This is a genomic window from Streptomyces sp. NPDC048461 (assembly GCF_055587105.1).
Window position 1 is genome coordinate 38,692 of the sequence record NZ_JBVJGW010000005.1, and the last position, 12,968, is coordinate 51,659.

The 12,968-nt window shown below is 70.8% G+C and carries 12 protein-coding genes; 3 read left to right on the forward strand and 9 right to left on the reverse strand.

The annotated features are described in order from the left end of the window. The first annotated feature begins 6 nt into the window (after positions 1-6). The 3 genes from ACZ6S8_RS10665 (at position 7) to ACZ6S8_RS10675 (ending at position 3,278) form a co-directional block, all read left to right on the forward strand. A complete protein-coding gene (locus tag ACZ6S8_RS10665; protein ID WP_469454399.1) occupies positions 7-1,389 on the forward strand; it encodes an MFS transporter in 1,383 nt (460 codons plus the stop codon). Positions 1,390-1,495: 106 nt separating this feature from the next. Then, the gene (locus ACZ6S8_RS10670; RefSeq protein ID WP_469454401.1) at positions 1,496-2,203 is read left to right on the forward strand and encodes a L,D-transpeptidase family protein; all 708 of its coding nucleotides are present in this window, start codon (positions 1,496-1,498) and stop codon (positions 2,201-2,203) included. Positions 2,204-2,294: 91 nt separating this feature from the next. Further along, entirely contained in the window at positions 2,295-3,278 is a 984-nt protein-coding gene (locus ACZ6S8_RS10675) for a sigma-70 family RNA polymerase sigma factor (RefSeq protein WP_469454403.1), read from the forward strand. Here ACZ6S8_RS10675 and ACZ6S8_RS10680 read toward each other — a convergent pair. The 9 genes from ACZ6S8_RS10680 to ACZ6S8_RS10720 all read right to left on the reverse strand — a co-directional run bounded on the left by ACZ6S8_RS10680 (position 3,192) and on the right by ACZ6S8_RS10720 (position 12,887). Then, positions 3,192-3,521: an STAS domain-containing protein gene (locus tag ACZ6S8_RS10680; protein ID WP_469454404.1), complete on the reverse strand. Its 330-nt coding sequence runs from the start codon at positions 3,519-3,521 to the stop codon at positions 3,192-3,194. The two genes, ACZ6S8_RS10675 and ACZ6S8_RS10680, sit on opposite strands and share 87 nt — an antisense overlap. Before the next feature lie 53 nt (positions 3,522-3,574). Then, on the reverse strand, positions 3,575-4,165 hold the full coding sequence (locus ACZ6S8_RS10685) for a Uma2 family endonuclease (protein ID WP_469454406.1): 591 nt from the start codon (positions 4,163-4,165) through the stop codon (positions 3,575-3,577). A gap of 96 nt (positions 4,166-4,261) precedes the next feature. Then, positions 4,262-5,539 carry a thymidine phosphorylase gene (locus tag ACZ6S8_RS10690; RefSeq protein ID WP_469454407.1) on the reverse strand — a complete coding sequence of 426 codons (1,278 nt, stop codon included), beginning with the start codon at positions 5,537-5,539 and terminating at the stop codon, positions 4,262-4,264. A 103-nt stretch (positions 5,540-5,642) separates the two neighbouring features. Beyond that, complete coding sequence (locus ACZ6S8_RS10695; protein ID WP_383924342.1) at positions 5,643-6,050, reverse strand: cytidine deaminase; 408 nt, start codon at positions 6,048-6,050, stop codon at positions 5,643-5,645. Further along, complete coding sequence (locus ACZ6S8_RS10700; RefSeq protein WP_469454408.1) at positions 6,047-7,309, reverse strand: ABC transporter permease; 1,263 nt, start codon at positions 7,307-7,309, stop codon at positions 6,047-6,049. The genes ACZ6S8_RS10695 and ACZ6S8_RS10700 overlap by 4 nt, the downstream gene beginning before the upstream one ends. Next, a complete protein-coding gene (locus tag ACZ6S8_RS10705) occupies positions 7,306-8,421 on the reverse strand; it encodes an ABC transporter permease (RefSeq protein ID WP_469454410.1) in 1,116 nt (371 codons plus the stop codon). The genes ACZ6S8_RS10700 and ACZ6S8_RS10705 overlap by 4 nt, the downstream gene beginning before the upstream one ends. Further along, positions 8,418-10,058, reverse strand: coding sequence for an ABC transporter ATP-binding protein (locus ACZ6S8_RS10710; RefSeq protein ID WP_469454411.1), 1,641 nt, complete (start codon positions 10,056-10,058; stop codon positions 8,418-8,420). Before ACZ6S8_RS10710 ends, ACZ6S8_RS10705 begins: the two co-directional genes overlap by 4 nt. Before the next feature lie 284 nt (positions 10,059-10,342). Continuing rightward, the gene (locus ACZ6S8_RS10715; RefSeq protein WP_469454412.1) at positions 10,343-11,413 is read right to left on the reverse strand and encodes a BMP family lipoprotein; all 1,071 of its coding nucleotides are present in this window, start codon (positions 11,411-11,413) and stop codon (positions 10,343-10,345) included. 229 nt (positions 11,414-11,642) lie between these two features. Beyond that, positions 11,643-12,887, reverse strand: a complete 1,245-nt coding sequence (locus ACZ6S8_RS10720) for an amidohydrolase (RefSeq protein WP_469454901.1) — start codon at positions 12,885-12,887, stop codon at positions 11,643-11,645. Between the last annotated feature and the right edge of the window lie 81 nt (positions 12,888-12,968).

Sequence of the window (12,968 nt, forward strand, 5' to 3'; positions counted from 1 at the left end):
CGACGTATGCCTCCCGCTCATACCGGGGCACCCGTCATCCCGGGTGCCTCCACCTCGTCGTTCGCCGAACCCGCGCCGGAGCCGGCGCCCGCATCCGCGCCCGCGCCGAAGTCCGCGCCCGCAGCCGCACCGCGGTCGGCACCGCGGTCGGCGCCGCCCGCCGCAGCCCCCGAGGGCCGCGAGCCCGGCCGCCCCGGTTACCGCCGCATGAGCCTCGCGCTCTTCGCCGCCGGCCTCGCCACCTTCGCCCTCCTCTACTCCACGCAGGCGCTGCTGCCCGCGATCTCCGCGGGCTTCGGCGTGACGGCGGGTCAGGCCAGCTGGACGGTGTCCGCGGCCACCGGCGCGCTCGCGCTGTTCGTCCTGCCGCTGAGCGCGCTGTCCGAGCGGTTCGGGCGCACCCGGATGATGACCTGGTCGATGGTGGTGGCCGTGGCCGTGGGCCTGCTGGTGCCGTTCGCGCCGAACCTGGAGTGGCTGGTCGTCCTGCGCGCCGTCCAGGGCGCGGCGATCGCCGGGATCCCGGCCTCCGCGATGGCGTACCTCGCGGAGGAGGTGAAGCCGAAGGCCCTCGTCGGCGCGATCGGCCTGTTCGTCGCGGGCAACTCCATCGGCGGCATGAGCGGCCGCCTCGTCACGGGCTGGGGGGCGCAGCTGGGCGGCTGGCGGGTGGGCCTGCTGGCCGTGGGCCTGCTCTCGCTCGCCTGCGCCGCGGCCTTCCTGGTGCTGTTGCCCCGGGCCCGGTTCTTCCGCCCGGCGTCGCTGAACCCGCGCGCCGTGGGCCGTACGGTCTCCGGGCACCTGCGCGATCCGCTGCTCCTGCGGCTGTACGGGATCGGCGCGCTGTTCATGACCGTGTTCGGCGCCGTGTACACCGTGATCGGCTACCGCCTCGTCGACGAGCCGTTCTCGCTGGGACAGGGCGTGATCGGGTCGATCTTCCTGATCTACCTGGTCGGTACGGTCTCCTCGGCCGCCGCCGGCCGGCTCGTGGCCCGTGCGGGGCGGCGCGGCGCGCTGTACCTGGCGGTGACGACCACCGCGCTGGGGCTGCTGTTCTCCCTGGCCGACTCCCTGGCCCTGATCCTCGCCGGACTGGTACTGATCACGGCGGGCTTCTTCGCGGGCCACGCGGTGGCGTCCGCCGCCGTGAGCCGCACGGCGAAGACGGGCCGGGCGCAGGCCTCCGCGCTCTACCAGTCGGCGTACTACCTCGGCTCCAGCGCCGGCGGCACGCTGGGCGCGCTCGCCTACCACTCCGCCGGGTGGGCGGCGACGGTGGGCATCGCGCTGCTGGCCGTGCTGGGCGTCGTGTCGATCACGCTGTACGGGTCCCACTCGGCCCGCGCCGAGCGCCGGACGATGACGGCGGCCGCGGTCGCGCGCTGACGGCGGCGGTCGCACGCCGGCGAATCCACCCGCCCCGTCAGGTAACTCCCCCGCGTTTTCCGGGCATTGAACCCTCAGGACGACACGGCGACCAGGGGAGGACCTGATGGGGGCGAGGCGCGCGTACGCGAGGCGGCGGGCCGCGGTGGTGTGCGGGGCGGCGGCGGTGCTGGCCGTACCGGTGGTGGTGGCCGGGGGCGGCACGGCACAGGCCGCCGCCTGCAACGTCACGACCGGGCCGTACCAGCGGCAGGTGGAGCAGTTCCTGGGGCGGCCGGTGGACGGCCGGCAGTCGGCGGCCGACTGCGCGGCGGTCCGGTCGTTCCAGGCGGCCCACGGGATCACGCCCACGGTGGGGTACGCCGGGCCGCTGACCTGGCAGACGATGAGCACGATGCTGGAGCAGCGGGCCGCCGGGAGCACCCCGAACCGTGCGGGCTCCTGCCCGACGGACCGGGGGCGGATCGCCTGCGTCGACCTGACGCGGCAGCTCAGCTGGATCCAGGACGGCGCCGCCCTGCAGTACGGCCCCGTCCCGGTGCGCACCGGCAAGGACGGCACCGAGACGCGCACCGGACCGAAGAAGATCCACTACCGCTCCATCGACCACTGGTCGACGATCTACAACGTGGCGATGCCGTACTCCCAGTTCTTCGACGGAGGCATCGCCTTCCACTCCACGACGAAGAGCATGTGGAACCCGCCCGGCTCGGGCGGCTGCGTGAACATGCGGCCCGCCGACGCCAAGGCCTACTGGAACCTGCTGGGCAACGGGACCGCCGTCCACGTCTACGGCCGCAAGCCCGGCACGTAGCGGGGACACGGGCCCTGACCTGCTCCGGCTGCCGTTGTCGGACCCCTCCGGTAGTTTCCGGAGTATCGGATCTACCTGGGGGACGACGGCCATGAGTGACCTCGCGACGACGGCGCCATCCGACCTGGATGCCGCGATGGACCGGTACCGGGTCGAGCTGACCGGGTACTGCTACCGGATGCTCGGCTCGGCCTTCGACGCCGAGGACGCGGTGCAGGAGACGTACATCCGCGCCTGGCGCGCCCGGGAGAAGTTCGAGGGCCGCTCCTCGCTGCGCTCCTGGCTGTACCGGATCGCCACGAACGTGTGCCTGGACCTGCTGAAGGCCGGCAACAAGCGGGCCCGCCCGATGGACCTGAGCGCCCCGCAGCACCAGGCCTCCGCCGTGCTGAACGAGCGCTCGGAGGTGACCTGGCTGGAGCCGGTCCCGGACGGCCGGGTGCTGCCGCAGACCGCCGATCCCGCCGAGACGGCACTGGCCCGGGAGTCCGTACGGCTGGCGTTCGTCGCGGCGCTCCAGCACCTGCCGGCGAAGCAGCGGGCAGTGCTGATCCTGCGCGAGGTGCTGGCCTGGAAGGCGGACGAGGTCGCCACGCTCCTGGACACCACCGTGGCCTCGGTCAACAGCGCCCTCCAGCGGGCGCGGGCGACGCTCGCGGGCCACGCGCTGCGCGAGAGCGATCCGGCGGACCCGCTGGACGCGGAGCAGGCGAAGCTGCTGGAGCGCTACCTGGCGGCGTTCGAGGCGTACGACATCTCCCGGCTGACCGCGCTGCTCCACGAGGACGCGGTGCTGTCGATGCCGCCGTTCGACCTGTGGCTCCGGGGCCACGAGGACATCGCCGCCTGGCACCTGAACCAGGGCATCGGCTGCAAGGGCTCCCGACTGGTCCCTACGACGGCGAACGGCATGCCGGCCTTCGGGCAGTACCGGCCCGCGGCCTCCGGGAAGGGTCACGAGCCGTGGGCCCTCCAGGTGCTGGAGATCTCAGGCGGGAAGATCGTCGGGCTCAACGCCTTCCTGGACACCGCCCGGTGGTTCCCGCTGTTCGGCCTCCCCGAGCAGCTCCCCTAGCCCTACGAGCTCCAGCAGGCCGAGCAGACCGGGCGCGGCCCGCACCCGGAGGGGGACGCCGAGGCGCCGGGCGGTCAGTGCCGCCCGCGCGAGGGCCTGGACGGTCGCGAGCGTGGGCGCCGCGACCGCGCCCGCGTCGAGCACGATCCCGACGGGCCCGTCACGGCACAGTTCGTACACGCGCGCGCACAGCTCGGCCGTATCCGGCTCCGGTCCCTCGACCGCCAGCGTTCTGGTCTCCACACGAGGCAGACCCCCGGCCCCGCCCGAACTCATCGGCGGGGCGGGGCCTCCCTTCAGGGACAGGGGAAGAGGGCGGTGTCCAGCGTGAGGTCGAAGGGCTCGGGAAGCCGCACCGGGTCGCCGAACTTGCCCGCCGACAGCAGACGGTAGGTGCCGTTCTGCGGTTCGCCGTACAGGTAGACCGTAGGACTGCCGGACGTGTGCGGGTCGATGAGCAGGTACAGCGGGACGCCCGCGGCCGCGTAACCGGCGAGTTTGGCGATCCGGTCGTTGGAGGCGTTCCACCTCGAAGTGATCTCGACGACGAGCTCGGCGGCATCCGCAGGAACGGAGTTGCCCTTGCACTGCACCACATCGCGCGGTACGACCGCGAGGTCAGGGATGTAGAGGCCGATCCGGGACTGGACCGCGACGTTGAGCGTTTGATGGATCCCGCAGTCGGCGGGCTTCGCCGTGTACAGGGCTTCCTGGACCAGTTCAGCGATGTAGTTGTGGTGGTTGACGGGCGGTGGCGCCACGGTGACGATCCCCTCGATGATCTCCACCTTGCAGCCCTCGGGCGCGTTCGTCCCTTCCCAGAGACGGACGATGCCCTCCCAGCTGTCGCCGTTGACCGGCTCGTGCTGGACGGTGAGTGCGCTCACGGTGTGCTCCTCATTCGGTTCGTCACCGATCCCAGCATGCCGAACGGGACCGGTGGGCGTCCACCGGTCCCGTTCGCCCGAAAGGGAAGCCGCAGGTCAGGCGATGCGGTCCAGCACGATCGGCGTGGCGGAGAAGGACGTGCCCGCCGGGGCCACGTCGTAGGAGCCGTCCAGCGCGGAGAGGGCGTACTCGAACTTCTCCGGGGTGTCCGTGTGCAGCGTCATCAGCGGCTGGCCGGCCGTGACCGTGTCGCCCGGCTTGGCGTGCAGCTCGATGCCCGCGCCCGCCTGCACCGGGTCCTCCTTGCGCGCGCGGCCGGCGCCCAGGCGCCAGGCGCCGACGCCGACGCCGTACGCGTCGAGGCGGGTCAGGACGCCCGAGGAGGGGGCGGTGACGACGTGCTGCTCGCGGGCGACCGGGAGGGCCGCGTCCGGGTCGCCGCCCTGGGCCGCGATCATCCGGCGCCACACGTCCATCGCGGAGCCGTCGGCCAGCGCCTTCTCCGGGTCGGCGTTCTTGATGCCCGCCGCGTCGAGCATCTCGCGGGCCAGGGCCAGGGTCAGCTCCACGACGTCGGAGGGGCCGCCGCCGGCCAGGACCTCGACGGACTCGCGGATCTCCAGCGCGTTGCCGGCGGTGAGGCCGAGCGGCGTGGACATGTCGGTGAGCAGGGCGATCGTCTTGACGCCGCTGTCGGTGCCGAGGGCGACCATGGTCGAGGCGAGCTCGCGCGCGTCCTCGATGTTCTTCATGAAGGCGCCGGAGCCGACCTTCACGTCGAGGACGAGCGAGCCCGTGCCCTCGGCGATCTTCTTCGACATGATCGAGGAGGCGATCAGCGGGATGGCCTCGACGGTGCCGGTGACGTCGCGCAGGGCGTAGAGCTTCTTGTCGGCGGGGGCCAGGCCGTCGCCCGCCGCGCAGATGACGGCGCCGGTGGTGTCCAGGACGTGCAGCATCTCCTCGTTGGAGAGCAGCGCGCGCCAGCCCGGGATGGACTCCAGCTTGTCGAGCGTGCCGCCGGTGTGGCCGAGGCCGCGGCCGGACAGCTGCGGCACGGCCGCGCCGCAGGCGGCGACGAGCGGGGCCAGCGGGAGCGTGATCTTGTCGCCGACGCCGCCGGTGGAGTGCTTGTCGGCGGTCGGCCGCGAGAGGGAGTCGAAGTTCATGCGCTCGCCCGAGGCGATCATCGCGGCGGTCCAGCGGGCGATCTCGGTGCGGTTCATGCCGTTCAGCAGGATGGCCATCGCCAGCGCCGACATCTGCTCGTCGGCGACGACACCGCGCGTGTACGCGTCGATGACCCAGTCGATCTGCTCGGGGCTCAGCTCGCCGCGGTCCCGCTTGGTCCGGATGACGGAGATGACGTCCATGAGGTGACTTCCTTCTACGCGCATAGAGAGGGGGGTGTACGGAGGGGGAGGGAGGAAGACGACGGCCCTCCGCCCGGGAGGGGGCGGAGGGCCGTCGGTACGGCTATCTCAGGTGGTCGGGCCCGAAGGCCTGGGGCAGCATCGCGGACAGCGGCAGGATCCCGTCGGGGGTCTCCACCAGCAGTTCCGGACCGCCGAACTCGAACAGCAGCTGCCGGCAGCGGCCGCAGGGGACGAGGATCTCGCCCTTGCCGTCCACGCACGTGAAGTGCGTCAGCCTGCCGCCGCCGGTGGCCTGGAGCGAGGACACCAGTCCGCACTCGGCGCACAGGCCGAGTCCGTAGCTCGCGTTCTCGACGTTGCAGCCGGTCACGACCCGGCCGTCGTCGACGCGGGCGGCGACCCCGACCGGGAAGCCCGAGTAGGGCGCGTACGCGTGGGACATGGCGTCCCGGGCCGCGACGCGCAGGGCCTCCCAGTCGACGGCCGCGGCCGTTGCCGGGCTCGTCACTTGCCCTGGCCCTTGCGGTACGGCATGCCGTCCGCCTTCGGCATCCGCAGCCGCTGCGCGGAGAGCGCGAGGACCAGCAGGGTGGTGACGTACGGGGCCGCGTCCACGAACTGGCTCGGCACCGAGTCGGTCAGGGCGTACCAGACGAACAGCAGGACGGCGAAGAGCGCCGCGACGCCGGCCTGGACGTACTTCTTCTTGTACAGCTGCCAGGCGGTGACCAGGACCAGCAGGATCGCGATCAGCAGCAGCATGGCGTGGACGTTCTCGGCGCCGCCGCGCAGCTTGAGGCTGTCGATGAAGCCGAACAGGCCCGCGCCGAGCGCCGTGCCGCCGGGCATCCAGTTGCCGAAGATCATCGCGGCGAGACCGATGTAGCCGCGGCCGCCGGTCTGGCCCTCCTGGTAGATGCCGGTGGTGATGGCGAGGAAGGCGCCGCCGAAGCCGGCCAGCCCGCCCGAGACGATCACGGCGATGTACTTGTACTTGTAGACGTTGACGCCGAGGGACTCGGCCGCGATCGGGTTCTCGCCGCAGGAGCGCAGGCGCAGGCCGAAGGCGGTCCGCCACAGCACCCACCAGGTGCCGGGGATCAGGAGCAGGGCGATGAGGGTCAGCGGCGAGAGGTTGGTGACCACTCCGCCGATGACGCCCGCGAGGTCCGAGACGAAGAACCAGTGCTTGCCCTGGAGGTCCGACAGCGCGTCCGACAACCCGCCGAGATTGATCCGTGGGATGTCCTCGATGCGCGGGGACTGCTTGGAGGAGCCGCCCGGCGCCTCGGCGAACGTGAAGTTCGACAGGTACTGGGTGAAGCCCAGCGCCAGGATGTTGATGGCCACACCGGAGACGATGTGGTTCACGTTGAACGTGACCGTGATGATCGCGTGCAGCAGGCCGCCGAGGGCGCCGCCGAGGATGCCGACGAGGACGCCGGTCCACGGACCCCACTGGTAGCCGGCCCAGGCACCGAACCAGGTGCCGAGGATCAGCATGCCTTCGAGACCGATGTTGACGACGCCCGCGCGCTCGGCCCAGAGGCCGCCGAGGCCGGCGAGGCCGATCGGTACGGCGAGCTGGAGCGCGCCGGAGACCTGGCCGACGGAGGTCAGGTCGTTGGCCCCGCTGATCAGACGGACCAGCGAGACCAGCGCGAGGCCGCCCGCGATGATCAGCAGGATCCAGGGCAGGGTGAGCTTTCGGCGGCCGTCCGACTTCTTCGGGGCCGCGCTCGCCGCGGAGACGGTGCTGGTGCTCACGCCGCGACCTCCTTGTCGGTCTTGATGGCGCCGCCGGCGGCGAGTTCCTCGCCGACCTTCTGCTGCTGGCGGCGGATGCCGTAGCGGCCTACGAGCTCATAGGAGACGACGACCGCGATCACGATCAGACCCTTCATGATCGTGCCGATCTCCTTGGCGTACCCGGCAGTGTCGAGCGAGGCCGAGGCCTTGTCGATGAAGGCCATGAGGAACGCCGCGAAGAAGATGCCGACCGGGCTGTTGCGGCCGAGCAGGGCGATGGTGATGCCCGTGAAGCCGATGCCGACCGGGAAGGACAGGCTGTACGTGTGGCTCTCGCCGAGCAGCACGGGCATGCCCGCGAGGCCGGCGACGGCGCCGGAGATGAGCATCGAGGTGATGATCATCTTCTTGGCGTCCACACCGGAGGCCTGGGCCGCGGACTCGCTGGCGCCGGTGGCGCGCAGGTCGAAGCCGAAGCGGGTCCGGTTCAGGACGAACCAGTAGACGATGCCGAGGGCGAAGGCCACGAAGGTGAAGCCGTAGATCTCCAGGCCGTCACCGAGACCGACCGCCGGGAACCAGCCCGACTGGGCGATGTCGCCGGTGGTCAGGTCGTTGGAGCCCTCCGGCTGGACGCCGAGGTTCTTCGGGAGGATCAGGTAGGCGATCAGGCTGGTCGCGATCGCGTTCAGCATGATCGTGGAGACGACCTCACTGACGCCCCGCTTGGCCTTCAGGACGCCGGCGATGCCGGACCAGAAGGCGCCCACCATCATCGCGACGAGCACGATCAGCAGGATGTGCAGCGGGCCCGGCAGGGTGACGGCCGTGCCGACCACCGCGGACACCATCGCCGAGAGGCGGTACTGGCCGTCGACGCCGATGTTGAAGAGGTTCATGCGGAAGCCGATGGCCACGGCCAGGGCCGCCAGGTAGTACGTACCGGCCTGGTTCACGATGAGGACCTGGACGTCCTCGTAGCCCGCGTTCTCGACCATGATCCGCAGCGGGTCGATCGGGTCCACGCCCGTCGCCGCCAGCACGATCATGGTCAGCACGAAGGCGGTGACCAGAGCCAGCGCGGGCCCGGCGAAGGCGAGGAGCAGCCGGTCCTTGTCGAATTTCTTCATCGGGCCTCGTCCTCCGGGGAATCGGCACGGGCGTCGGTACCGGCGGAGTGGTTGTCGGTGGCTTCCAGGTGCCCGGAGGCGGCGCCCGTCATGGCGGTGCCGAGCTCTTCCGGGGTGACGGTCGCGGGGTCGGCGTCCGCGACCAGGCGGCCGCGGTAGATCACGCGCAGGGTGTCGGACAGGCCGATCAGCTCGTCCAGGTCGGCGGAGATCAGGAGCACGGCCAGGCCCTCGCGGCGGGCCTCGCGGATCGCGTCCCAGATCTGCGCCTGCGCGCCGACGTCCACACCACGGGTGGGGTGGGCGGCGATGAGGAACTTCGGGTTGTGGCTCATCTCGCGGCCGACGATCAGCTTCTGCTGGTTGCCGCCGGAGAGCGAGGCCGCGGTGACCTCGATGCCGGGCGTGCGGACGTCGTACTCGCGCACGATCCGCTCGGTGTCCTTGCGGGCCGCCTTCAGGTCGAGGATGCCGCGCTTGGAGTTGGGCGCCTCGGTGACGTGGCCCAGGATGCGGTTCTCCCACAGCGGGGATTCCAGCAGCAGGCCGTGGCGGTGGCGGTCCTCGGGGATGTACCCGATGCCGCCTTCGCGGCGCTTGCGCACCGGCGCCTTGGTGATGTCCTTGCCGTCGAGCGTGATCACGCCCGCGTCGGCGGAGCTCATGCCCATCAGGGCTTCGATCAGTTCGGTCTGGCCGTTGCCCTCGACGCCCGCGATGCCGAGGATCTCGCCCTTGTGGATCGTGAAGTTGACGTCGTCCAGCAGCAGACGGCCGCCCGCCGCCGGCTCGTGCACGAAGGTGTCGGAGGACTCCGGGGTCCGCGCGGTGTCCTCGGTGGCGACGGGGCCGAGGCCGCCTTCGGCGACGGTCAGTCCCGCCACCTGCAGCATCGGTACGTCCGTCACGGTGGACTCGCGGGTCTCCGGCGAGGGCAGCTCCGCGCCGACCATCAGCTCGGCGAGCTGCTTGGGCGTGGTGTTGCGCGGGTCGGCGGTGCCGACCGTGGTGCCGCGGCGGATGACGGTGATGTCGTCGGCGACCTTCAGGACCTCGCCCAGCTTGTGCGAGATGAAGATGACGGTCAGGCCCTCGGACTTGAGCTCGCGCAGGTTGTCGAAGAGGGCGTCCACCTCCTGCGGCACGAGCACTGCGGTCGGCTCGTCGAGGATGAGGATCTTGGCGCCGCGGTAGAGGACCTTGAGGATCTCCACGCGCTGGCGGTCGGCGACGCCGAGGTCCTCGACCAGGGCGTCGGGGCGCACGCCGAGGCCGTACGCGTCCGAGATCTCCCTGATCTTCTTGCGGGCCTTGGCGCCGATGCCGTACAGCTTCTCGCCGCCGAGAACCACGTTCTCCAGGACGGTGAGGTTGTCGGCCAGCATGAAGTGCTGGTGCACCATGCCGATGCCGCGGGCGATGGCGTCGCCGGGGCTGGTGAACGAGACCTGCTCCCCGTCGATGGCGATGGTGCCCTCGTCCGGCTTCTGCATGCCGTAGAGGATCTTCATCAGAGTCGACTTGCCGGCGCCGTTCTCACCGACGAGGGCATGGACCGTGCCCTTGCGGACGGTGATCGCGATGTCCTTGTTGGCTACGACGCCGGGGAAGCGCTTGGTGATGCCGTGCAGTTCCACGGCGGGGGGCGGGCTGGACGCGTTGATGACGCACTCTCCTTGGCGCGGAAGGAGCGGAGGCAGGGGGAGACAGGGCGGGACTCGGCCGGGCGGGTGGGCGGGAGCAGGACGGTACCGCGTCCACGATGCCTCTACGCGCGTAGCACTGTCGAAAGTGAAAACTTGCGGCCAAGTGGCCACAACCAATCACGGAGTGACGGTTCACAAGACGCGGCTCGGGGTCCGGGAGCGGCACTGACCGCTCCCCGGACCCCGGTGACCACGACTACATGTCGGACTCGGCCTTACGGCGCGGTCTTGACAGTGATCTTCTTGGCGATGATGTCGGCCTTGGCCTTCTCGACCGCGGCGATGACGTCGGCCATCTTCTTGTACTCGGGGTTGGAGTCGGAGAGGCCGACGCCGTCCTTGTCCAGGCCGTAGCGGATCTCACCGTTCTCCGGCTTGCCGTCCTTGACCGACTTGATCAGGTTGTAGACGGAGTCCGAGACGTCCTTGGTGACCGAGGTCAGGATCTTGTCCTTGTACTTGGACAGACCCGCCTGGTTGTACTGGTCGGAGTCGACGCCGATCGCCCACTTGCCGGCCGCGTGGGCCGCCTCGATGGCACCGGAGCCGGCCAGGCCCGCCGCGGCGTACACCACGTCGGCGCCGCCCGCGCTCAGCTGGCCCTGCGCGGCCGCCTTGCCGAGGTCGGGCTTGGCGAAACCGTCGAAGTTCGGCGGCTGCGTCAGGTAGGCGGAGAGCACCTTGGCGTTCGGGTTGGTGTCCTTGACGCCCTGAGTGAAGCCGGCCTCGAACTTCTTGATCAGCGGCACCTCGACGCCACCGATGAAGCCGACGGTGCCCGTCTTGGAGACCTTGGCGGCGGCGACGCCGGCCAGGTAGGAGCCCTGCTCCTCGTTGAAGACGAGGTTGGCGATGTTCGGGCCGGTCACCGAGGTGTCGTCGATGATGCCGAACGTGGTCTCCGGGAACTTCGGAGCGACCTTCTTGATGGCCGGGGCGTACGCGAAACCGACGCCGATGACCGGGTTGTTGCCCTTGCGGGCGAGCTCGGTGAGGCGCTGGACCTTGTCGGCCTCGCCCTCACCGTCGGTGGGCTCGGCCTCGGCACCCTTGATCTTGAGGTCCGTCTCGGCCTTCTGGAGGCCCGCGTAGGCGGCGTCGTTGAACGACTGGTCGCCGCGGCCACCGATGTCGTACGCGATGGCGGCGCTGGCCGCCTTCGCGTCGCCCGAGGCGGAGGACGAGGACGAGGGGTCCGACGAGTTCTTTCCGCCACAGGCGGTGGCCGAGAGGGCGAGCGCAGCGGACGCGAGGCCCACGGTGGCGATCCTGGTGATCCGGCGCAAGGGGAGGCTCCTTCAAAACCTGACCGAAGCGCCACGACCGGCGCTGGTTTCGCGGCGATCGTAACGCGCGTAGATGTCAGTTAAAGGCCCGTTCATGAGTCGTTATCGGATCGTCGCGAACCGGACAGTGACCGTTTGGTGACTGCAAACCTGTCCAACCCTTGTGTACCAAGGGTTGGACAGGTCCGCGGGAACAACGGTGAATGTTGTACGGAAGTTTGCCCGGGCCCTACTGCGGGGAACCGGACCGCAGGCCGTCCAGCAGGACGGCTGCCGTGAAGAACTCCACCCCGACCCCGATCGCGGACTCGTCGACGTCGAAGTCGCCCCGGTGCAGGTCCCTCTTGGCGGTGTCGCCGGGGGTGCGGACGCCGAGCCGGGCCATGGCGCCCGGGACGTGCTCCAGGTACCAGGAGAAGTCCTCCCCGCCCAGGCTCTGCTCGGTGTCCTCGACCGAATCGGCGCCGCGGCGCGCGCCCATCGCCTCGCGGAGCAGCTCGGTGACCGCCGGGTCGTTGACCACCGGCGGGACCCCGCGCACCTGGTTGATCTCGAACTTGGCCCCGTGCATCGTGGCGATCTCGTCGATCGCCGCGTGGATCATGTCGGGCGCCTCGTGCCAGGCGCCCAGGTCCAGGCAGCGCACGGTTCCGGAGAGCTCCGCGTGCATCGGGATGACGTTGCAGGCGTGGCCCGCCTCGATCCGGCCCCAGGTGACCGCCATGCCCGAGCGGGCGTCCATCCGGCGGGAGAGCACCGCGGGCAGGTCGATCGCCACCCGGGCGGCCGCCGTCACCAGGTCGGTGGTCAGGTGCGGCCGCGCGGTGTGCCCGCCGGGGCCGGAGAGGCTGACCTCCAGCCGGTCGCAGGCCGAGGTGATGGGACCGGACCGCAGCCCGATGCGGCCCGAGTCGACCCGGGGGTCGCAGTGCACGGCGATGATCTTGCCCACCCCGTCCAGGACCCCGGCCTCGATGGCGTCGGTGGCCCCGCCGGGGAGCACTTCCTCGGCCGGCTGGAAGAGCAGCCGCACCGGGCGGGGCAGCAGGCCCTGGCGGTCGAGCTCGGCGAGGACCAGGCCCGCGCCGAGGACGACGGTGGTGTGCACGTCGTGACCGCAGGCGTGGGCCCGGTCGGGGACCGTCGAGCGGTACGCGACGTGCGTCTTGGCGTCCGGAATGGGCAGGGCGTCGATGTCCGCGCGGAGCGCCAGCATGGGCCGTACGCCGTCCCAGGTGCCCACGTCACAGATCAGACCGGTGCCCGACTTCAGCACCCGTGGTCGCAGGCCGGCCTGTTCCAGCCGGGCCTTGATCGCTGCCGTGGTACGGAATTCCTGGTGCCCGAGCTCGGGATGCATGTGCAGGTCCCGGCGGAAGGCGATCAGTTCGGCACGCAGGTGGTCCGGAAGCTTGCCGGGCAGCTCGGGCCGGTCGGACGCGGCGGGCTGGGCGGTCTGGGATTCGCGGGACATCAACTGGTTCACCCGTTGAAGGGTAGGCGCACAGACCGGCCAACTGGCTGGAGATCACAAAAAGTTCATGCCGTTAGGGGA